At 59.4% G+C, this 22,588-nt stretch carries 12 protein-coding genes and 1 pseudogene; 2 read left to right on the top strand and 11 right to left on the bottom strand.

Annotated elements, in window-relative coordinates:
- The 3 genes from VQ071_RS21925 to VQ071_RS21915 all read right to left on the bottom strand — a co-directional run bounded on the left by VQ071_RS21925 (window position 1) and on the right by VQ071_RS21915 (window position 3,469).
- On the bottom strand, window positions 1–1,566 hold the full coding sequence (locus VQ071_RS21925; RefSeq protein ID WP_340516366.1) for a DUF3502 domain-containing protein: 1,566 nt from the start codon (window positions 1,564–1,566) through the stop codon (window positions 1–3).
- Between the two features lie 75 nt (window positions 1,567–1,641).
- Window positions 1,642–2,520 (bottom strand): carbohydrate ABC transporter permease, encoded by an 879-nt coding sequence (locus VQ071_RS21920; RefSeq protein ID WP_340516365.1) that lies wholly within the window; start codon window positions 2,518–2,520, stop codon window positions 1,642–1,644.
- Window positions 2,521–2,530: 10 nt separating this feature from the next.
- On the bottom strand, window positions 2,531–3,469 hold the full coding sequence (locus tag VQ071_RS21915) for an ABC transporter permease (protein WP_340516364.1): 939 nt from the start codon (window positions 3,467–3,469) through the stop codon (window positions 2,531–2,533).
- A gap of 232 nt (window positions 3,470–3,701) precedes the next feature.
- Here VQ071_RS21915 and VQ071_RS21910 point away from each other — a divergent pair, with 232 nt between their 5' ends.
- Window positions 3,702–6,038 carry a helix-turn-helix transcriptional regulator gene (locus VQ071_RS21910; protein WP_340516363.1) on the top strand — a complete coding sequence of 779 codons (2,337 nt, stop codon included), beginning with the start codon at window positions 3,702–3,704 and terminating at the stop codon, window positions 6,036–6,038.
- 81 nt (window positions 6,039–6,119) lie between these two features.
- On the opposite strand, the gene VQ071_RS21905 is transcribed toward VQ071_RS21910, so the two are convergent.
- From VQ071_RS21905 to VQ071_RS21890, 4 genes and pseudogenes are all read right to left on the bottom strand, one after another.
- Complete coding sequence (locus VQ071_RS21905) at window positions 6,120–6,923, bottom strand: GNAT family N-acetyltransferase (protein ID WP_340516362.1); 804 nt, start codon at window positions 6,921–6,923, stop codon at window positions 6,120–6,122.
- Between the two features lie 397 nt (window positions 6,924–7,320).
- On the bottom strand, window positions 7,321–13,902 hold the full coding sequence (locus tag VQ071_RS21900) for an Ig-like domain-containing protein (protein ID WP_340516361.1): 6,582 nt from the start codon (window positions 13,900–13,902) through the stop codon (window positions 7,321–7,323).
- 705 nt (window positions 13,903–14,607) lie between these two features.
- Window positions 14,608–15,468, bottom strand: a complete 861-nt coding sequence (locus VQ071_RS21895) for a TrmH family RNA methyltransferase (protein WP_340516360.1) — start codon at window positions 15,466–15,468, stop codon at window positions 14,608–14,610.
- Window positions 15,455–16,138, bottom strand: a pseudogene (locus VQ071_RS21890) (potassium channel family protein); the annotation flags it as partial. The gene VQ071_RS21895 and the pseudogene VQ071_RS21890, both read right to left, overlap by 14 nt.
- 164 nt (window positions 16,139–16,302) lie before the next feature.
- On the opposite strand from VQ071_RS21890, the gene sspI reads away from it, so the two are divergent.
- Window positions 16,303–16,560: a small acid-soluble spore protein SspI gene (sspI, locus tag VQ071_RS21885; protein ID WP_340516359.1), complete on the top strand. Its 258-nt coding sequence runs from the start codon at window positions 16,303–16,305 to the stop codon at window positions 16,558–16,560.
- Between the two features lie 12 nt (window positions 16,561–16,572).
- Here sspI and VQ071_RS21880 read toward each other — a convergent pair whose 3' ends face one another.
- From VQ071_RS21880 to VQ071_RS21865, 4 genes are all read right to left on the bottom strand, one after another.
- Entirely contained in the window at window positions 16,573–17,757 is a 1,185-nt protein-coding gene (locus tag VQ071_RS21880; protein ID WP_340516358.1) for an alpha-D-ribose 1-methylphosphonate 5-triphosphate diphosphatase, read from the bottom strand.
- Window positions 17,758–17,925: 168 nt separating this feature from the next.
- The gene (locus VQ071_RS21875) at window positions 17,926–19,014 is read right to left on the bottom strand and encodes a Gfo/Idh/MocA family protein (protein WP_340516460.1); all 1,089 of its coding nucleotides are present in this window, start codon (window positions 19,012–19,014) and stop codon (window positions 17,926–17,928) included.
- A 206-nt stretch (window positions 19,015–19,220) separates the two neighbouring features.
- Complete coding sequence (locus tag VQ071_RS21870; RefSeq protein ID WP_340516357.1) at window positions 19,221–20,807, bottom strand: peptide chain release factor 3; 1,587 nt, start codon at window positions 20,805–20,807, stop codon at window positions 19,221–19,223.
- A 224-nt stretch (window positions 20,808–21,031) separates the two neighbouring features.
- Window positions 21,032–22,564, bottom strand: coding sequence for an MDR family MFS transporter (locus tag VQ071_RS21865; protein WP_340516356.1), 1,533 nt, complete (start codon window positions 22,562–22,564; stop codon window positions 21,032–21,034).
- Window positions 22,565–22,588: the final 24 nt, after the last annotated feature.

Below are 22,588 nucleotides of genomic sequence, written 5' to 3'. Positions count from 1 at the left end.
TCAGTTGCCAACGCCGATAGCGGCGATTTGCTTTTGAATCTCGTCGATGACCTTCTGTCCGCCGACACCGAGCACCTTGTCATTCAGCATCGCCTTGCCCTTGTCGGCAGCCAACACGCCCTGGGACAGCGGCAGGAACACCGAGTCGAAGAACGGGGTCGTCTTGGCGTATTCCGTCTTGACCTGCTCCGCGTCGAACGTGAAGCCGGCAATCGGGCTCAGGTTGAACGATTCTGCCTTGCTCGCCTTCTCGAACCATTCCTTGTCGTCGGGCAGCATGTTGGAAGGCGTGCGCACGAGCGTCGGACGCCAGGTCAGCACGTAGCCGGGGAACGTGTAGCTCGACAGCGGCTTGTAGCCGGTATCGCCGTCCGCTTCCCAATCCTTGCCTTCGATGCCGTATTCCATCAGATCGTGATTTCCCTTGATCGACAGCCAGTTCGCCACGTCCATGACGAGGTCCGCATGCTTGGACGCCTTCGGCACGGCGAGGAAGTTCCACTGCTGGAAGGTCGAGTACGGCTTGGAGGCGTCGTCATGCGGCATGACCACCTCAAGCTGCGCGCCTTCGTTTTTCAGGACGTCGAGGTACTTCAAGCCTTCCACACCGTCGGCCGCATAGTACGTAGCCGCATATTTGCCCTGATTGAACAGCGTCTGCGCATTTTGCTCCTGCGCGATGTTTTTGGACAGAATGCCGTCCTTGTAATACTTGGTCGCGCGCTCGAACGGCTGCTCGACCGTCTTAGCCTCCCAGGCGCCGACGACCTTCTTGTCGGTTGGCGAGTAGTAGAACATCGGTACCGAAGTGAAGATGTCGCTCGGCTTGCCGGTATTGGCGTCGTCATTCAGAATGATGGACAGCTTATCCGCTTTGCGGCCGTCGATGATGAACGGCTTGATCGCCGTTTCCTTTTCCTTGACCGTGTACAGGAACTTCTCGACGTCCGCGACCGTCTCCGGCTTCGGCAGGCCGTACTTCTCGCGCAGGTCCTTGCGGATGATGAAGCCGTCCAGCGTACCCTGCGTCGTGCCGAGCGGAATGCCCATGATCTTGCCGCCGAACTTGTTGGATTCCCACATTTGATCCGGAATCGAGGCCTTGAGTTCCGGGCGTGCCGCCACCAGCTCGTCGAGCGGGATAATGGAGCCGCTCGCGATCATCTGGTTCATCGACAGCCACGGCGCGTCAAGGTACATATCGAACGCTTCGCCCGCGGACATCTTGACCGACACCGAGTTACCGTAATCGGTCCACGGCAGGAAGTTGATGTTTAGCGAAGCGCCCACGTTGTCGGCCTTCAGCTTTTCATTCACTGCTTTCAGAACATCTTCGAAGCCTGCGGGCTTGTCGCCCGGGAAGTAAGCCTTCAGTTCGACGATTTCTTTCGGACTGTTCGAAGCCGGCTGGCTTGCGGCCGGACTCGCGCTCGCGGAGCCGCTTGGGACGGCGCTCGAAGCGCTTGGAGAGGACGTATTATTGTTGTTGCCGCCGCAGCCTGCCAGCGCCATGGACAGCGCCAGCCCGCCGGCCAGCATCGAAGCATAGCGTTTCGTTTTCGTCATTTCTATAAACCCTCCTCATATTGATGAAGCTCTATATGCGATAACCGGTTGCCCGATTAATGCCGAAGTTCAAGTTTAACCTTTGACCGCGCCGACCGTGAGACCTTTGACGAAGTATTTTTGCAGCATCGGATACAGCAGGATGATCGGACCGATCGTGAGCACGGTCGTCGCCATCCGCACGCCATAGGTCGGCGCCTCGGTCGAGATGGCAGCAGCGGCCGGAATCAGGTTTTTGGCCGCCTCCATGTTCGATACCATGCGCCGCAGAATGAGCTGCAGTGGGAACAGCTTCTCGTTGTCGACGAACATCAGCCCCATAAACCAGTCGTTCCAGTAATAGAGCGCGTAGAACAAGCCCACCGAAGCCAATATCGGCTTGGAGATCGGAATAATGATCTGGAAGAACACGCGCATCTCGTTGGCGCCGTCGATCCGCGCCGCCTCCTCCAGCTCGTCCGGCACGGTACGAAAGAAGCTGACGAGCAGGAAGACGAGGAACGGCTGACAGAGCAGCGGCAGGATGAGCGCCCAGATGCTGTTCTGCAGGTGAAGCCATTGACTCACGACGATATAAAAGGGGATGATGCCGCCCGAGAACAGCATCGGCAAATAGCAGAATAACAGCAGCGGCGTCTGGACTACATTGCGCTTGTTCGCGAGCGAGTAGGCCAGCATCGCCGAGATGCACAGCGCGCACACCGTGCCGACGACCGTGATCAGCACCGTGACGCCATAGCCTTGATACAGCGCCTTGGACTGCAGCAGCGCGTCATAGGCGGCTGCGGACAAATGCTTGGGGAACAGCGTGTAGCCGTGCACGATCAGCTCGCTCTCTTTGGTGAAGGAGCCGATCACCATCAGCAGGAAGGGCACGATGCAGAACAAGGTGAACAAACTTAAAATTCCGTATGCGGCAATCGAAAATATGCGATCGGACACCGACTGTCTCATGGTTTCCCTCCTAGAACAATGCAGATTCTTTGGATATTCGGCGCGTGATCCAGTTGGCGGCAATGACGAAGACGAGGCCCATGACGGACTGGAACAAGCCCACGGCAGACGACATGCCGAAGTCGTGCAGCTGGCGCATCGAGCGGAATACGAATGTGTCGATAACGTCGGTCGTCGGATACAGCAGGGAATTGTCCCCGATGATCGCGTAGATCATCGCGAAGTCCCCGTTGAAAATGCGTCCCACGGCCAGCAGCGTCATAATCATAATCGTCGGCACGAGCAGCGGCAGCGTGATCCGCATCATGATCTGCAATTTGGATGCGCCGTCGATCCGCGCCGCCTCGTACAGATCCTCGGAGATGCCGGTAATCGCCGCCAGGAAGATGATGGACAGATAGCCCGCTCCCTGCCATACCCGGATGACGGTCAACAGCCACGGCCACAGTGCCGATTCGTACATCCAGTTGACCGGCGCCAACCCCAGACTCTCGAGCCATGCGTTCACAGGAGGCTGCTCGCCGCCGAGGAAGGACTGCACCAGCATGCCTATGACGATCCACGACATGAAGTAAGGAAGGAAAATTAGCGACTGAGAAATCCGTTTAAAGTATTTGTTGCGAATCTCGTTGAACATAAGCGAGATGATGACAGCGGCCACCGTCGTGAACACGATGAACATGATGTTCAGCAGCAGCGTGTTGCGCAGAATCGTCCAGAAGTCGTCCGACGTGAAAAAGTAATTGAAGTTTTTAAAGCCGGCCCATTCGCTTCCGGTAATGCCTTTTTGAAAATCGTAATTTTTGAATGCAATCAAAATCCCGTAAATCGGAAAGTAGCTGAAGATGAGAAAGAAAAGCAAACCCGGCACAGCCATCCCATATAGAAAAGGATTGCGCGCGATTTGCGTGAGCTTGTAGCGCATCCCCCGTCCTCGTCCGTTCGGCATTCCATCCTACCCCCTCGTCGTCCATCGCGATGTCGTTTGTCTGTGACCAACCCTATCAAGTCGCGGCAGTCCCCGCAATTCCAGGATATAACGCCGCTTCCCGCAAGCATGGATACGCCTGTTTCCCGAATGCATCACCCTTTGCGAAAACCATCGATCTCCGTAGACGGGGCGGAATCTTGTGCTACAATTGATCTACCTTATAGAGTCACATGCATTCGGGGGAAGTCTGATGGCTTGGATGGCTTGGTTCAAACCGCTGCGCTGGAAGGCAATGAAGCAACGCTCTACTTTCATGAAACTCATCGTTTATTTTGTAAGCGCCACGGTACTCGTGCTGGCGGTCTCGCTGGTCGCCCTCTACTGGCTATCTTCGAAAACGCTGCTCACGGAAATCGGCGATCACTCCGAATCGCTGCTCGTCAACAGCGCCGGCAATACGGCACAACTGATGGAATGGTCAATGAACTATGCGTACACCTCTAGCTCGGACGTGCAGATGGAGTCGTACGCCCTGTCGGAGTCGCACAGCGACTTCGACACCTATACGATCTGGAACCGGCTGATGAGCGTCAAAAACGGAAACCCGTCCATCGATTCCGTGTACTTGATCAATGACTATACCGGAGCCGTGCTCGATTCCCGATTGGGTCTGACGGATCTGGACGGCTTCTACGACCAGGAGGTGCTGGACAAGCTTCGCGCCCGCAAGATTACGGACGGCGCCTTCCTGATTCCCCGGACTATCGATCTGCCGCTCAGCACGGACCAGAACAAAAGGGTCATTACGGCCATTATCCCGTACGAGACCGGCAAGTCCATCTCGGCGTTCGTCCTCAATGTGGATGCTGATCGCATCATGGCGCTTCTTCAAAACAACAGCAGCTTCTTGAAGACGGATATATTCGTGCTGAACGACAAAAACGAGGTCGTGTTCAGCACCGATACGCTAAGCGGCGATCAGATCCGCGAGATCGGCGACGCGGGCAACGGCAGCAACGGCTGGCGGCTGTATAAGCCTGCGGGCCGGGCGGAGCAGCTGCTCGTCTATGCGACCACTTCCATCAACGGCATTCAGAATTGGCGATTTTACGAGACGATCCCGAAGTCCGTCATCCTGAGCAAGATCATCCTCCTCAGGAATTTGACCTTGATCCTCTTTTTCGGTCTGTTCTTCGCCTCGCTCGCCGTCATCGTGATGCTGTCCAGAAGGGTATATTCGCCGATCCACGAGCTGGTTCAGAACGTTATGAAGCAGCACCGTTCGCCGGCGCCGGATAAGGATGGCGAAGCCAACGAGCTGGTCTACTTGTCCCATGTATTCGAGTCGCAAGTAGAGCAGATCCATGCCTTGACGGCGTCGGGCAGACAAGACCTCTTCATGGCCCGCGAACGCTTCATCCGCGAGCTGCTCGGAGGGCATGCGCTCTCGCCTGCCGATATCCGGGCCCGCTATCGCGAGCTGGAGCTGACGCTGCCCGAAGACAGTCTGTCCGTCGCGATCTTCCGGATCGACGGATTCTCGGACTTCGTGAAGCGCTATTCGGAAAAGGACCGGCGGCTGATGCGCTTCGCCATGGCCAACATTATCGAGGAATCGCTGGGCGGCGCGATCCATGCGCCCGTCCGGACGGCCGATATGGGCGCAGACCACATCGCTGTCATCGTACCGGTAGACAAGGGCCAATCGGCTTCGGCGTATGTGTCGCATCTGAGAGAGACGCAGCGGTTATTGGTTCATTATTTGTCCATCGGTACGACGGTCGCTTGCGGCAAGCACCTGGAGGGCTTGGGAGAGCTGCATGAGGGGTATATGGCCGCTTATGAGATGACGCAGGAAAGATTCAGGATGGGACATGGGGCGATCGCGATCGAAGAATATGCGGACGGTAGCCCGAACGAGATGTACCATCTGCCGATCGAGCTGGAGCGCCAGATCGGCCAAGCGATTCAGCGAGCGGATTCGCAATCGCTGCAGAGCCAGATCGGGACGGCTCTCGCCTCGCTGCGGGACAGACCGTACTTTGAATGCAAAATGTCGCTCATTACTTTTTTCATGCACATCCGCCGTGCGCTGCAGGACAGTTCCCCGCATCTAACGCTGTCCAGCGCCTGGGGGTTAACCTCCGTGGAAAATCAGATCATTCAGCTGGAAACGCTGGAAGCTGTCGGCCAATGGATGACAGAGCTGTCCATAAGGGCCGTCGAGGAACTCGCCGTCGTCCGCAACGCCTCCAAAAAAGCGGGGCTCGCAGACGAAGTGGACGGCTGGATCGGCGCGCGTCTGACCGATCCTAATCTGACGACCAAGGCGATCGCCGACGAGTTGGGCCTGTCCGTCAATTACTTGCGCAATCTGTACAAGCTGGAGACAGGCCGCTCCATAACCGACTCGATTACCGAGCAGCGCCTGAACATCATCTGCGAGGAGCTGGTGTCCAGCGACGCGCCGATCGAGCCGATCATACAGAAGTACGGATTTACTTCGCTGAACACGTTCTACGTCGCCTTCAAAAAGAAATACGGAATCACGCCGGCGAACTACAGAAAAGCGAACAAGCCGACTTAAAAAGAGATCGCCCGCCTCGCGAATGGTACCGTTAGGGTGGGCGATCTGCTGTTTGGTCGGCACAATATAACTGTATTGTTGCTACTTCTCCGTCCACGAAGCCCTTACATACCCGAGCTTCATCCCGACGCGCTCCATATTGCGATGGCTTTGGGACAAGAACGCACATTGGCTCACCGCTATGCCGCATTCGTTGCGCACCGCCTCTTGCAGTCTTCTTTCCAGCAGCAGGCGGTGCAGGCCCATTTTCCTGTACGACGGCAGCGTGGCCGCGAACGTGAAGGACGCCCTGTTGTTTTTTATAAAAAGAACGCTGACGGCGGCAGGCTCTTCATCGACGAATGCGATATAAAACTTCCAGCCCGGACGGTTGTACAGCACCCGATTGTTGGCGGCCACATACGGAATGCCGTCGTCGGACAATCCCGTTCCTCGACAATGAATGGCCGCATACAGATCGAATTGATCCTCCCGAAGCTCCCACACGGCGATCGCTCCCGGGTGATCCTGCGTCATAGCCTCCGGCTGCGCCACTAGAGATGCGTGGAATCCGGATTGATACAACCCGACATCCGCCAATCTCTTAAGTAGCGTCTGATCCGCCAACGAGGGGACCACTTCGAATTGGAACTTCCGCCCCCTGTCGCGATAAAATGCCACGATGGGCTCGATAAATTCAACGTCGTCGGCCGTTAACCCCTTCACCGTGTTGAACGAGAGCCATGGCATCGTCCTGCTGTAGTAGCAGACGGCATTCCCGAATTGACGGATCTCCGCGCCTTCCGGATTGCCGGGTCTGTCCCGGATGGCAAGCATACGGTCGGTCATATAATCGATCTCCGAAGCTTCGACGTCACGTATCAGTTCAAGGGACGGCAGCAGCATCGTCATCACTCTCCTCGCAATAGATTCGACTCGTCAACGCCTACACTCGGGCAAGCTTATCCGGGTTGCGCACGGCATACACGCTCGCAATCTTTCCGTGTCGGAGTTGCAGGAACAAGGCGGCCACTGTCTCGTCTCCCGAACGGATGACAATGTCCGCATCGCTGCCTGAACGCTTTGACTTTCCCGCCTCCGTCGGCGTCAGCCGTTCGAGCAGCATGAGCATGGTCCACGGCCGAACCTGTCAGCTGGTATGCCAAAGTGAACAGCAGCGCTCTATATTGACCTTACAGTCTCTCCATTCGCCGTCTCACCTTTTCCTCCTGTCGGTACGGGAATCTAGCTGTTATCGTAGGGTTCATATTCAAGCCCTGCATGCCGTAGTCATTCGTATTTTCTACAACAGCTCGATCATTCTCATTATTAGCACGGCAGCTTCCGCCCGCGTTACGGACGCGAGGGGAGCAAATTGGTTCCCCTCTTTGCCCTTCATCAGCCCGGCTTGCTGTGCGGACGCGACCGCCGCCTTCGCCCACGCCGGAATGTCGTTCGCATCCGCGAACGATAGCGCCGCCTCAGACGATTCCGGCAGCTGGAGCGCACGCGCTGCGATGACCGCCAGCTCCGCCCGGCTCATGAGCGCTCCCGGCCGGAACGTTCCGTCCGCAAAGCCTTGGATCAGCCCCTGCGCCGCCGCTTCGGCAACGGACGAACGCGCCCATGCCGGAATGCTTGCCGCATCCGCAAACGCCTCCGGCTCTGCGCTTTCGGTTGCGCCGCCGCTCAGCTTCAACGCGCGGTTTAACATTACAGTAAACTCTACGCGCGACACCTGTTGATTCGGACGGAAAGTGCCGTCTTGATACCCGGTCAAAATTCCTTTGCTAACCGCCGCTTCGATCTCGGTCTTCGCCCAATGACCGGATACGTCACTAAGCTGGATGGCAGGCACCTCCGGTTGGGTTGTCTGTTTGGCAACCGAGAGGACGGCAAATGCTGCAAACCGGTTCGTTTGAACGGCAAACACATCACCATTGAGACTTCCGTCTATTTCTATCCACTTGTTTGCCTTATCGTCGTATGCGAACAAGGCGGCTCTGCGAGCTTCCCCGATCGTTATGGAATCGAGCCTGATTTGCAGCGACATCTGCGCTTGAAGCGGTTCTTCGATATTTTTGCTCAGGCGGAATATCTTGCTCAGCGCCAATGCCCCGTCGGGCAGACGCGGTTCATTCGCATCAAGCATCTCCAGCGTCAGCACGAAGGGGCGGGGAATCGCATTGGCCGGAACAGAAACATTCGCCTTGTCCCCCAAACCTATCGTGCACACACCGATTCCGCAGTTGACTACGATACGCGAGGGATCCGAAGGTGCCGGAGTCGGAGCGAAGTCTACAAGCACATGGACATTCGCCGTCTTGCCGTCCGGATTCGTTGAACCTGTCGGTGCCGTGACCGTACCGACAAATGCATACGTGCCCGGCTTCGTCCCGTCGTAGGCCGGCGTTCCGCCGTTCCATGTCACCGAAGCCGACATAGTATCTCCGCTGCTCAGCGTTACATCTACCGTTGCCGGCAGCCCTGCGTCTTCCAGCTTCGTGCCGTATGGCACATGAAGGTCGGTTAGGGTTTCTACCGTCGACACTGTCGGCAGCTCGACGATAACGTTGATGCTCGCCGTCTTATTAGTCGGATTCGTCGAACCCGTCGGCGCCGTCAGCGTACCAACAAAAGCATACGTACCCGGTTTTGTCCCGTCATATGTCGGCGTGCCGCCGTTCCAACTCACCGTCGCCGACTTGGTGTCCCCGCTGCTCAGGGTTACATTTACCGTGGCTGGCAGCCCTGCGTCTTCCAGCTTCGTGCCGTATGGCACATGAAGGTCGGTTAGGGTTTCTACCGTCGACACCGTCGGCAACTCAACAATAATATTGACGCTCGCCGTCTTGCCGCCCGGATTCGTCGAACCCGTCGGCGCCGTCAGCGTACCGACGAACGCATACGTGCCTGGCTTCGTCTCGTCATACGTCGGCGTACCGCCGTTCCACGTCACCGATGCCGACTTGGTGTCCCCGCTGCTCAAGGTCACATCGACAGTAGTCGGCAGCCCAGCTGCACCTAACGTCGTGCCATACGGCACATCAATATCCGTCAGCGTTCCTACCGTCGACACCGTCGGCAACTCAACAATAATATTGACGCTCGCCGTCTTGCCGCCCGGATTCGTCGAACCCGTCGGCGCCGTCAGCGTACCAACAAAAGCATACGTACCCGGTTTTGTCCCGTCATATGTCGGCGTGCCGCCGTTCCACGTCACCGATGCCGATTTGGTGTCCCCGCTGCTCAATGTTACGTCTACTGTCGAAGGCAACTCAGCGTCACCTAAAATCGTGCCATACGGTACATGAAGATCGGTAAGCGTTCCTACCGTCGACACCGTCGGCAAAGCGACGATCACATTGACACTCGCCGTCTTGTCCTCCGGGTTGGTCGATCCCGTCGGCGTCGTCAGCGTACCGATAAATGCATACATGCCCGGCTTCGTCCCGTCGTACGACGGCATTCCGCCGTTCCACGTCACCGATGCCGACTTGGTGTCTCCACTGCTTAGCATCACATCGACAGTAGTCGGCAGCTCCGCGGCACCCAACGTCGTGCCATATGGCACATGAATATCGGCGAGCGTGCCTACCGTTGACACCGTCGGCAGCTCCACCACTACATTCACGCTCGCCGTCTTGCCGTCCGGGTTGATCGATCCGGTCGGCGCCGTCAGTGTACCAACAAAAGCATACGTGCCCGGCTTCGTCTCGTCATACGTCGGCGTACCGCCATTCCATGTCACCAAAGCCGACTTGGCATCTCCGCTGCTCAAGGTCACATCTACCGCAGCGGGTAGTCCCGCGTCTTCCAGCTTCGTGCCGTATGGCACATGAAGGTCGGTTAGAGTTTCTACCGTCGACACCGTCGGCAACTCAACAATAATATTGACGCTCGCCGTCTTGCCGCCCGGATTCGTCGAACCCGTTGGCGTTGTCAGCGTACCAACAAATGCATACGTACCCGGTTTTGTCCCGTCATACGCCGGCGTGCCGCCGTTCCATGTCACCAAAGCCGACTTGGTATCCCCGCTGCTCAAGGTCACATCAACCGCAGCAGGCATCCCGACGTCTTCCAGTTTTGTACCATATGGCACATGGATGTCGGCGAGCGTGACTACCGACGATAACGTCGGCAGCTCGACGATAACGTTGATGCTCGCGGTCTTATTAGTCGGATTCGTCGAACCCGTCGGCGCCGTCAGCGTTCCGATAAATGCATACGTACCCGGCTTCGTCCCGTCGTACGCCGGCGTTCCGCCGTTCCAAGTCACCGTCGCCGACTTGATGTCCCCGCTGCTCAGGGTTACATTTACCGTGGCTGGCAGCCCTGCGTCTTCCAGCTTCGTGCCGTATGGCACATGAAGGTCGGTTAGGGTTTCTACCGTCGACACCGTCGGCAACTCAACAATAATATTGACGCTCGCCGTCTTGCCGCCCGGATTCGTCGAACCCGTCGGCGCCGTCAGCGTTCCGATAAATGCATACGTACCCGGCTTCGTCCCGTCGTACGCCGGCGTTCCGCCGTTCCAAGTCACCGATGCCGACTTAGTGTCCCCGCTGCTCAGTGTGACCTCGACAGTAGTCGGCAGCCCCGCGTCTTCCAGCTTCGTGCCGTATGGCACATGAAGGTCGGTTAGAGTTTCTACCGTCGACACTGTCGGCAGCTCAACAATAATATTGATGCCCGCCGTCTTGCTGCCCGGATTCGTCGAGCCCGTCGGGGCCGTCAGCGTACCGACGAACGCATACGTACCCGGCTTCGTCTCGTCATACATCGGCGTACCGCCGTTCCATGTCACCAAAGCCGACTTGGTATCCCCGCTACTTAGCGTTACATCAACCGCAGCAGGCATCCCGACGTCTTCCAGTTTTGTACCATATGGCACATGGATATCGGCGAGCGTGACTACCGACGACACCGTCGGCAACTCAACAATAATATTGACGCTCGCCGTCTTGCCGCCCGGATTCGTCGAACCCGTAGGCACCGTCAGCGTACCAACAAATGCATACGTACCCGGCTTCGTCCCGTCATATGTCGGCGTGCCGCCGTTCCACGTCACCGATGCCGACTTGGTGTCCCCACTGCTCAGGGTTACATTTACCGTGGCTGGCAGCCCTGCGTCTTCCAGCTTCGTGCCGCATGGCACATGAAGGTCGGTTAGGGTTTCTACCGTCGACACTGTCGGCAGCTCGACGATAACGTTGATGCTCGCCGTCTTATTAGTCGGATTCGTCGAACCCGTCGGCGCCGTCAACGTACCAACAAAAGAATACGTACCCGGCTTCGTCCCGTCGTACGCCGGCGTTCCGCCGTTCCAAGTCACCGTCGCCGACTTGATGTCCCCACTGCTCAGGGTTACATTTACTGTGGCTGGCAGCCCTGCGTCTTCCAGCTTCGTGCCGTATGGCACATGAAGGTCGGTTAGAGTTTCTACCGTCGACACTGTCGGCAGCTCAACAATAATATTGATGCTCGCCGTCTTGCTGCCCGGATTCGTCGAACCCGTCGGCGCCGTCAGCGTACCGACAAATGCATACGTGCCCGGCTTCGTCTCGTCATACGTCGGCGTGCCGCCGTTCCACGTCACCAAAGCCGACTTGGTATCCCCGCTACTTAGCGTTACATCAACCGTAGCAGGCATACCTACGTCTTCCAGTTTTGTACCATATGGCGCATGGATGTCGGCGAGCGTGCCTACCGACGATATCGTCGGCAACTCAACGATAATATTGACGCTCGCCGTTTTGCCGCCCGGATTCGTCGAGCCCGTCGGGGCCGTCAGCGTACCGACGAACGCATAAGTGCCCGGCTTCGTCTCGTCATACGTCGGCGTACCGCCGTTCCACGTCACCGATGCCGACTTGGTGTCCCCGCTGCTCAAGGTCACATCTACCGCAGCAGGTAGTCCCGCGTCTTCCAGCTTCGTGCCGTATGGCACATGAAGGGCGGTTAGGGTTTCTACCGTCGACACCGTCGGCAAAGCGACGATCACATTGACGCTCGCCGTCTTGCCGCCCGGATTCGTCGAGCCCGTCGGGGCCGTCAGCGTACCGACGAACGCATACGTACCCGGCTTCGTCCCGTCATATGTCGGCGTGCCGCCGTTCCACGTTACCGATGCCGACTTGGTGTCCCCACTGCTCAGTGTTACGTCTACTGTCGAAGGCAACCCCGCTTCACCTAAAATCGTGCCATACGGCACATGAATATCCGTCAGCGCTCCTACCGTCGACACAGTCGGCAGCTCCACCACTACATTCACGCTCGCCGTCTTGCCGCCCGGATTCGTCGAACCCGTCGGGGCCGTCAGCGTACCGACGAACGCATACGTGCCCGGCTTCGTCTCGTCATACGTCGGCGTACCGCCGTTCCACGTCACCGATGCCGACTTGGTGTCCCCGCTGCTCAAGGTCACATCTACCGCAGCAGGTAGTCCCGCGTCTTCCAGCTTCGTGCCGTATGGCACATAAAGGGCGGTTAGGGTTTCTACCGTCGACACCGTCGGCAAAGCGACGATCACATTGACGCTCGCCGTCTTGCCGCCCGGATTCGTCGAGCCCGTCGGGGCCGTCAGCGTACCGACGAACGCATACGTACCCGGCTTCGTCCCGTCATATGTCGGCGTGCCGCCGTTCCAACTCACCGAAGCCGACTTCGTTTCCCCGCTGCTCAGCGTCACATTTACCGTGTCCGGCAGTCCCGCTGCGCCTAACGTCGTGCCATACGGCACATGAATATCCGTCAGCGTGCCTACCGTCGACACCGTCGGCAGCTCCACCACTACATTGACGCTCGCCGTCTTGCCGTCCGAGTTGACCGAACCTGATGGTGCAGTCAACGTCCCGGTAAAAGCATAGGTTCCCGGCTTCTCCCCATCATATACCGGAGCGCCTCCGTCCCATGTTACAGCCGCCGGCTTCGAGGTTCCGTTACTGAGCGATACGTTGACGCTGCTGGGCAGTCCAATCCCGCTCTGCATCGTACCGTAGGGCACACGAATATCCGACACCGAGGCGACGGATACAATGTTGCTTGCTTTCCAGTGGGCATAAAGCGTCGCGCTGCTCGTATTCGTAATCGAGCCGATCGGAGTCGTATCCGTAAACGGAACGCCGTCAAGCGTGTACCATCCATCAAACTCGTAGCCCGCAGGACTGGGGCTCGTCAAGCTCAGCCCTGCGGCTTGCACCGTCGAGGCCAATACATGCAGCGAGGCCGGCGGCGTGCCCGGTGCGCCATTCAGGTTGAACGATAGATCGTACGCATTGCCGCTGACCGTCACGCCTGTTACGGGGCTGCTGATCGTCCCCGTATTTTGGATGGTGCCAGCGCCACGAAGCGAACCGGTGCCCTCAATCGTGCCCGAATTCTCAAATGTAATTCCGGCCGGGATAACCAGTCTTTGACCGCTCGGTATGACGATCGTGCCGCTGTTGCTCAAAGAACCGAAAGTGGAGTTGGTCGAGCCGGGACCGATCGCAGAGAAACTAGGAACGTTGCCGGTAGAAGGCGTAACGACGCCCCCGGTGATCGTCACCGCTGCGCCGGGCGCGCCATATCCGCCGCCGATCCCTGCGCCGCCGTTATTGCCGGTCGCATTGACGATTCCGCCGTTGATCGTCACCGTACCGCCCGCTCCTTGATACCCGCCGCCGATGCCGGAGCCGCCGTTATTGCCGGTTGCATTGACAGTGCCGCCGTTGATCGTTACCGTACCGCCCGCTCCCAGATGCCCGCCGCCGATGCCGGCCGAGCCGTTGCTGGCTCCGGTTGCATTGATCGTGCCGCCATTGATAATGATCGTTCCGGTCGCTTGCTGGTACGGCGATCCGATGCCTGCGCCGTAGCCGCCCGAACCTCCCGTTGCGTTCAACGTCCCGCCTCCGAGCGTGTCTACAATCGTGAGTGTTGTACCCGCAACGACCCTGAGCGCTGACTGATCGCTGAAGGAGGGTGCCGTAATCGACAGCGTATAACCCTTAAGATTCAATGTCAGGCTTTTTCCGGAAGGCAAGGCCAGCGTACCCGACGCCTGTGTAATCTGGTCGCCCAACACGATCGTATCGCCGCTAGGCGCGTTTGCGAATGCATCGGTCAGTTCGCCCCACGTCGTTACAGTACGGTCGGCCGCATACGTTTCCCTGGGGCCGATTGCGAGGACGCCGCCGAACAACAGTATGAAGCATAGACTGCCGAGCAACCATCTATTTGGAAACCCGAAGTTTGCCCGCCGTCTGCTAGTTTGACTCATGATCTTCTCCCTTTCATATGTAGAAAAAATAGAGAGTGCTGCAGAATGTAAGCAAAAACATTCCTGTTGGCGACAACTGGTATAGAGCCGTTCAGCTTTATATAAATTTTAGATCGCACTATATTCTACCATTTATTTAATTTATATTTTCTTATCTTGCTAAAAAAAAAGAACCCTTAAGAGACATAGAATGAATGTCCCTCTTAAGGATTCGCTTCAAGAAACAATAGCGGTATGGAACAACGATTGCAATCTAATGACAATTCAAGCGGCGGCGGCAGATTGCTGCTACAGTTCGCTCGTCTGGGCCAACCAGCGAATGACTAGTTAAACGAGCCGCTGCCGCTGCGCCTCGAACAGCAGCACGGTGGCGGCCATCGCGACGTTCAGCGACTCGGCGTAACCGGTCATCGGGATGATGATCGGCCGATCGACGAGCGCCTGCGCGTCCGACGACAGCCCCGCGCCCTCGTTGCCGAACAGCAGCCAGACGTCGCCGCCGGCCAGATCCGCGTCGTAGCAGGACGCCTCCGCCTGCAGGCTCGTGCCGTACAGGATCGCCCCTCGGCGCTTGGCCTCCGGCAGCAGCTCGGCCAGGTCCGCCTCGATCGTCGGCACGCGGAATAGCGAGCCCATCGTGGCGCGCAGCGTCTTGGCGTTGTACAGGTCGGCCGTGCCGCGCCCGAGCACGACGGCGGCCGCACCGCTCGCCGCGGCGCAGCGCACGATCGTGCCGACGTTGCCGGGGTCCTGCACGCCGTCGAGCACGACGACCGGCCCGCGCCCGGACGCCGCGATACCGCCGCGCGGCCCGTCAGCGTCCGCGCCGAATAGCGCCGCCACATCGGCGGTCCGCTTGAGCGCTACCGCGAACACCGGCTGCGGCGTCTCTGTCTCGCTGCACTTCGCGATGATATCCGGCGATGCCGGAATCCACTCCGGCCCGCCGCCTCCGCCCGCAGCATCGACGGCCTCCGCATACGGCAGCAGCTCCTCCGGCAAGCCATGCGCCTCGTCGAACACAATCGCCTCAAGCGGCCAGCCGGCATTCAGCGCCTCCTTGACCAGGTGTACGCCTTCGAGCTTGAAGCGTCCGCTCTGCTGGCGGTATTTGCGCTCGGACAGCTTGGCCCACCCCTTGACGCGCGGGTTGGCGAGCGAGGTCAGCGCCGGTTCATAAATTCGCATACGCCTGCTCCAATCGGGTCAGTTGTTCGTTGCTGCCGACGATGACGAGCACATCCGTACGCTCGAGCGGCTGATCCGGACGCGGGGTGACGTCCATTTTCTGACCGCCGTGCTTGATCGCCATCACATTGCACCGGTACTTCGCGCGGAAGTCGAGCTGCTTGAGCGTCTTGCCCGCCATATTCGACGGCACCTGCAGCTCGACGATGCTGTAATCGGGTGAGAGCTCGATATGCTCGATGATGTTGGGAGAGATCAGATGATGCGCGACGCGCAGGCCCATGTCCCGCTCGGGGAATACGACCTTGTCCGCGCCGATCTTGTTCAATACTTTGCCGTGCAGCTCGGTCTGAGCCTTCACGATAATGCGCGGTACGCCGAGGTCCTTCAGAATAAGCGTCGTCAGGATGCTCGCCTGGATGTCCTGCCCGATCGCGACGACGACGACATCGAAGTTGCGGATGCCAAGCGCACGCAGCGCTTCCTCGTCGGTCGAATCCGCCGAGACGGCATGCGTGACGACGTTCGCCATCTCCTGCACCCGCTCCTGGCTCTCGTCTACCGCGAGCACCTCGTATCCCATCTCCGCCAAATACTTCGCGACGCTCGAACCGAACCGTCCGAGCCCGATGACGGCGAATTGTTTTTTGCTTCTCGCCATGTTCGAACGCTTCCTCCTCGTCTGCCTTGCTGTTGCCGGCTTGCTTCGTGCTTTCCATTATATCATGGACGCCGGCCCCGGATAACCGCCCGCCCGTTCGGTTACGCTAATGGCGGCGCCGGCCGGTTCCTGCACCCCGGTCCGCAGACGATTGCTCTCTAGGAGGACGAACCGTGAACATCAGCCTGCGCGATGCCATCATCCAGCGAGTAACGGGCAAGAGCAAGGAAGAGCTGAGGGCGACAATCGAGGATTCGATCGGAAACGCGGAAGTGACGCTGCCCGGCATCGGCGTACTGTTCGAGATCATCTGGTCCCACAGCAGCGAGGAAGTACGGGAACAGCTCATCGACACGCTTCACGTTCAGATTGCCGCGCGAAGCGGGACGACCCCGGACGCCAAGCCGGCAGATGCCGCGGCAGTTACGTGAGGAGTACCCATCTTAGCCGCCCCGATAATTCTGCATTTGACTGACGATCGTGCCTTCGACGAGCGTATGTGTCACGAGCGGCACCTGTCCGACCGTCCTGACGATCAGCAGGTCCGCAGCCTTGCCCTGCTCGATCGAGCCAACATCCGTCGAGATCCCCAGCGCTGTCGCAGGCGCCAGTGTCGCCATGCGGACAGATTCGTGAAGCGGTATGCCCTGGGCTTGCATCTCGAACAGCGCATGCAGCAGCGACGCCGGGTGATAATCCGAGCACACGATATCCGCCGCACCCGCCCTGACGGCCTCAAGCGCCGTCAGGTTGTTGTCGTGGGAGCCGCCTCGCACGATGTTCGGCGCGCCTACGCATACGCGCATGCCGCGTCCCGTCGCATGGCGGGCGGTCTCCATATTCAGCGGAAACTCGCTGACCGATGCGCCATAGGCGATCGACCGGTCCGCCTGCTCGGGCGTATCGTCGTCATGCGACGCGATGGCGATGCCGTGCTGTCTGGCGAGCTCGGTCAGCCGCCTCAGCCGCTCCCAGTCGATCTGCGACCGCCGGGCCTGCAGCTCCGCCACGATCCGCTCGCATTCCACCGCATCGACGCCCTGATTTTTCATTACATAACGCTCGAACGCGCCGGGGCTCCGATATTGACCTTGGCCCGGCGCATGATCCATCAACGACAGGTAATCGATCTGACCTTCGCGGATCAGACGCTCGGCCAGCGCGAATCCGGTCAGATGGGACACCTCGTACCGCAGATGAACGCGATGACGAATCATCGACCGCGCCGCGGACAGACGCCGGATCGTGCCGATCATCTCCGAGACGAGATGCTCGCCCCGAAGGCTTAAGCCTACGCCGAGCGACAGCGAATGGTACATGGTCGTAATGCCGTGCCCGGCGAGCTTGCGCTCGAATTGCAGGAAAGCCATCTCCATCGGAAAAAGCGTATTCGGACGCGGCTCGGTCTCCTTTTCGATCGCGTCGCAGTGAATATCCACGAGCCCCGGCAGCACATAGGCGCCGCCTGCGTCCAGTACGGGGGTATCGTCATCCGCCCGCTTCGCGCCTGTCCCGCCGCGCTCTCCCCGAATCTCCGCAATGCGGCCGCCTGCGACGCGCACATCTCCCTTCACGACGCCATCCGGCAGCACCAGCCTGCCGCCCCGTATCCACAAGTCCTGTCCCATGCCGCAGCGCTTCCCTTCTATGTATCGCGATTACGACTAGTATTCCACAACCGCGGCGGGTATGACAACAGTGCTGCCACACTTGCAGGGCGATGCGTGGGACGTTCCCGGATGACACGAAAAAAGCCCGGGCAAATGCCGCCCGGGCCTGTCATGTGCAAATCGGAATTAGAAGCCGCCCTCCGGCATGATGGCCGGACGCTCCGCCAGCGGCTCGAGCGCGATATGACGGTCTTCGGCGGATGCCTGAAGCAGGCCGTGCATCGTCTCGAGCACATGCAGCGCCAGTCTGCCTGAAGCGCGGTGCGGACGGTCCTCCGCGATCGCGCGCGCCATGTCGATGACGCCGATGCCGCGCATATTGTCGTCGTAGCCGAATGCGAGCGGCACGTCCTCATAGTCGCCGCCCGGCTTGCGGAGCTTGACCGGACCGCCGAACGTATTCGGGTCGGGCACGCGCAGCGTGCCTTCGGTGCCGTGAATCTCGATCGTATTGGACAGATTCGTGCCGCCAAAGGTGTCGAAGCTCGTGATCAGCGTGCCTACCGCGCCGGATGCGAAGTCCAGTACGCCCGCGATATGCGTCGGCGTCTCGACCGGAATGTGCTCGCCCTTCTTCGCTCCGCTGCCGACGACGCGCTCGGGCAACGAGATCGCAGCGGATGCGGTCACTCTGCGGATGCCGCCGAGCAGGAAGACGAACGCCGTCAGGTAGTACGGGCCCATGTCGAACAGCGGGCCGCCGCCCTTCTGGTAGAAGAAGACCGGGTCCGGATGCCAGGCTTCGGGACCGCTGCCCATCATGAAGCCCGTCACCGAGATCGGCCGTCCGATCGCGCCTTCGTCGATCAGCTTGCGGCAGGTCTGGATGCCGCCGCCGAGGAACGTCTCCGGCGCGCAAGCGATGCGCAGCCCTTTGGCTTCCGCCAGCGCGACGACGTCGCGCCCGTCCTGAAGCTCGACCGCGAGCGGCTTCTCGAGATATACATGCTTGCCCGCTTCGAGCGCGCGGCGGCTGATATCCGCATGCGAGGCCGGGATCGTCAGATTGACGACGATGTCGATGTCCGGATCGCCCAGCAGCTCTTCCACGGTGCAAGCCTTCGGGACGCCGAACTCTTGCGCGCGGGCGCGGGCGCGTTCTACGTCGATGTCGGCGCAAGCCACGACCTGCACGTCGGACGAAGCCGTCAAATTTTTCAAATAGATGGCGCTGATATTGCCGCAGCCGATCAGGCCGATTCGATTTTTGCTCACGCTCATCATCATTTCCCTTCGCTTAGGTGTTAACCGCTTCCATTATACTGCTTGTCGATCATTCGTTGTTGTCCGATTGTTGTTCGATTTGGCGCTTGTCGGGGCTGATTTCCGGCTGCGACAGCCGCTATGCACACAAAAGGGACAGCCCTCGTCTACCTGAGAGACTGCCCCTTTCGCCAAATTCATGCGCCGCCCGTCGCCTCTTAAGGCGCCGTCTCCAGAAACTTCACTTCGGGCATCCGCTCCATTGCCGTGCGCATCGCATACTCGTTTTCGAACAGGGCGACATTGTTGTCGTTCTTGTCCTTGACGAGTGTCGAGTTGATGCGGAACTTGGAGGCGTCGAGCTTGTCGGCGACGATCCAGCGCGCGAACTGGAACTGCGTGCGGGCAAGCTGGATTTCGACGCCGTACTCGTTTTTCATGCGGTAGTCGAACACGTCGAACTGCAGCTGGCCGACGACGCCCAGATACGTATCCTCGAACGGGCCGATCGAGCGGAACACCTGCACCATGCCCTCCTCGGTCAGCTGGTCGAGGCCCTTGAGATACTGCTTCTGCTTGAGCGCGTTCTTGACCGACACCTTGGCGAAGATCTCCGGGGAGAACGTAGGCAGCTCGTCGAACGTCAGGTTCGAGCCCTGGGCGAGGCTGTCGCCGATGCGGAAAATGCCCGGATCGAACAGGCCGATAATATCGCCGGGATACGCCGTATCGACGATATCGCGGTCCTGCGCGAGGAACTGCTGCGGCTGGGACAGCTTGATGTCCTTGCCGGCGCGCACATGCTTCACGGACATGCCCCGCTCGAACTTGCCCGAGCAGATGCGCAGGAAGGCGATGCGGTCGCGGTGCGCCGGGTTCATGTTGGCCTGAATCTTGAAAATATAGCCGGAAAACTTCTCGTCGTCGGGTGCAACCTCGCCTTCGGTCGTGCGGCGCGGCGTCGGGGCCGGGGCGAGCTGCAGGAAGTTCTCCAGGAACGTCTGCACGCCGAAGTTGTTGACGGCGCTGCCGAAGAACACCGGCGTCAGCTCTCCTGCACGCACCTTGTCGTAGTCGAACTGATCTCCGGCCACGTCGAGCAGCTCGAGATCCTGCGCCAGCTGATCGGCGAGGTAGTCGCCCGCCATCTCGCGGATCGCCGGATCGTTGTAGTCGGCCGCCGGACGCACCTCGATCGTGGAGTGGTCGTTGCCCTGGAACAGCTCGACCTGCTTCTTCATCCGGTCGTACACGCCGCACAGCTCGCGGCCCATGCCGATCGGCCAGTTCATCGGCACCGAGCGGATGCCGAGCACGCGCTCGATCTCCTCGAGCAGCTCGAACGGGTTCTGTCCCTCGCGGTCGAGCTTGTTGATGAACGTGAAGATCGGAATGCCCCGCTTGCGGCATACCTGGAACAGCTTGATCGTCTGCGTCTCGACGCCCTTGGCGACGTCGATGAGCATGACGGCGCTGTCGGCTGCGGTCAGCGTGCGATACGTGTCCTCGCTGAAGTCCTGGTGACCCGGGGTGTCCAGAATGTTCACGTTTTTGCCGGCATACTGGAACTGCATGACCGACGAGGTGACGGAGATGCCCCGCTGCTTCTCGATCTCCATCCAGTCGGAGGTCGCATGGCGCGCAGCCTTGCGCGCCTTGACGGAGCCCGCGATATGGATCGCGCCCCCGTACAGGAGCAGCTTCTCGGTTAACGTCGTCTTACCCGCATCGGGGTGGGAGATTATCGCGAAGGTGCGGCGCTTCGCCACTTCCTGCTTCAATTCGTCGCGTGTCGCTTGGCTCATGAATCACGGATTCCTCTCTTGGACAATATGCAGATTACATTATAGCATATTGTGCCCGGTCCAGGACGTGAACCGCGCGCATCGCGCACTTTGCAGGCCGCGAGTTTAACATCGCGATTCGGACGCGTGAGACGCAGGAAGGCCGCATCGCATCTTTTCGATGCCATGCGGCCTCCCGGCAGCGTCCTGCCGCCGGCCGACTGTCAGAGCGCCGGCCGGCCTGATCAGTGCGCCAGCGGCGCATCCCCGTCTTCGCGCTTCTGCAGCACTTCCTTCTTCAGGAACCAGCAGAGGACGAAGGCGATGCATACGAAGAAGATCGAGATGACGTACAGGTTGTGATACGCGCCCGAGAACGCCGTCTTCACCTGTTCGAGCAGATCCGGCGCGAGCCCCTTCGGGATGCCGCCGGTCTGAATCTCGCCTGCGGTTCCTGCCGGGAGCCGGTCCGCGATGCCGGAGATGCCGTGCTTGATATCGCCCGCCAGCAGCGAGCCGAACACGCTGAGACCGATCGACGCGCCGATCGACTGGAACAGCTGCACGGTCGACAGCGCGATCCCGCTCTCATCCTTGCTCACCGACTCCTGTACGATCAGATTGTCGCCGCCGAACAGTGCGCCGAGCCCGACGCCCATGATGACAAAGGTGACGACGACGTACAGCACGCTGACATCGATGCCGAATTGCAGCATGCAGACCAGGGCGATGATCGGCAGCGTAAACGAAATGATGAAAATCGTCCGGTACGCGACCCGGGTGATGAGGAAGCCGACCAGAATGCTGAACGGAATCGCGCCGCCCATAAATGCGAGGTTGAGATAACCTGACGCTCTCGGCGACAAACCCATCACGTTCTGCGCAAAAAACGGGAAGTTGGCGAACGTGCCCATCACGCCGAGCATCAGAATGAACACGATGCTCGACAGCACGACGACATTGCGGTTGCGGAACAGATGCAGCGGAATAATCGGCTCCTCCACGCGGCGTTCGATCCAGATGAGCAGCGCCGTAAGGACCACGAACAGGGCGAGCATGCCGACGATCAGCGGCGAACCCCAGGACAATCCTTGCGTCTCGATCAATACCGGCGCGAGCAAGAGGGACAGCAGCGCGAGCATGAGCGTCGCGGCGCCGAGCCAGTCGATTTTTTTCTTTTCCTCGCCGCGCTTCTCCACCATGCCGAATCCCATGACGGCGGCCGTCAGCAGTCCGAACGGCAGGTTGATGAGGAAGATCCAGTGCCAGTTGACATGCGAGATGAGCTCGCCGCTGATCGTCGGACCGAGCAGCTGCGGCAGAATCATCATTGGACCGAACAGCGCCTGCAGCTTGGCGCGCTGCTCCAGCTCGTACGTGTCGCCGAGGATAACCATCGCGAGCGGCATGAGGCCGCCTGCGCCGATCCCCTGAATGCCGCGGCCGACGAGCAGCATTGGCATCGACTGTGCGAGACCGCAGACGAACGAGCCGGCGATGAACAGCCCGATGCAGGCCAGATACACGCGTTTGCGGCCGTACAGGTCGGCCAGCTTGCCGAGGATCGGCATGAACAGCGTCATGGCGAGCATATAGATGCCGGCCACCCAGCCCATCAGCGGCAGTCCGTGAAGATCGCGGATGATCGTCGGCATCGCCGTGGAGACGATCGTCTCGTCAAGCTCTGCGAATATCAGGCCGAGCATCAGTCCCGTCAGGACGAGTCCTTTGTTGTTTTTGCGTCCGATCGCGGCTTGCGCGAGTGGAGCGATTGACATTTGCGTTGCACCCCTTTGAATCGG

It is taken from the genome of Cohnella sp. 56 (assembly GCF_037963805.1).
Classification (GTDB): Bacteria; Bacillota; Bacilli; order Paenibacillales; family Paenibacillaceae; genus Cohnella.
This window is presented reverse-complemented; position numbering and strand designations above follow the sequence as displayed.

Bases quoted from the DNA above. Each gene is read 5' to 3' on its own strand.
- VQ071_RS21920 (WP_340516365.1), bottom strand. From the start codon at position 2,520: ATGAGACAGTCGGTGTCCGATCGCATATTTTCGATTGCCGCATACGGA.
- VQ071_RS21915 (WP_340516364.1), bottom strand. From the start codon at position 3,469: ATGCCGAACGGACGAGGACGGGGGATGCGCTACAAGCTCACGCAAATC.
- VQ071_RS21880 (WP_340516358.1), bottom strand. From the start codon at position 17,757: ATGGGACAGGACTTGTGGATACGGGGCGGCAGGCTGGTGCTGCCGGAT.
- VQ071_RS21870 (WP_340516357.1), bottom strand. From the start codon at position 20,807: ATGAGCCAAGCGACACGCGACGAATTGAAGCAGGAAGTGGCGAAGCGC.
- VQ071_RS21905 (WP_340516362.1), bottom strand. From the start codon at position 6,923: ATGCTGCTGCCGTCCCTTGAACTGATACGTGACGTCGAAGCTTCGGAG.
- VQ071_RS21925 (WP_340516366.1), bottom strand. From the start codon at position 1,566: ATGACGAAAACGAAACGCTATGCTTCGATGCTGGCCGGCGGGCTGGCG.
- VQ071_RS21910 (WP_340516363.1), top strand. From the start codon at position 3,702: ATGGCTTGGATGGCTTGGTTCAAACCGCTGCGCTGGAAGGCAATGAAG.
- VQ071_RS21895 (WP_340516360.1), bottom strand. From the start codon at position 15,468: ATGCGAATTTATGAACCGGCGCTGACCTCGCTCGCCAACCCGCGCGTC.
- VQ071_RS21865 (WP_340516356.1), bottom strand. From the start codon at position 22,564: ATGTCAATCGCTCCACTCGCGCAAGCCGCGATCGGACGCAAAAACAAC.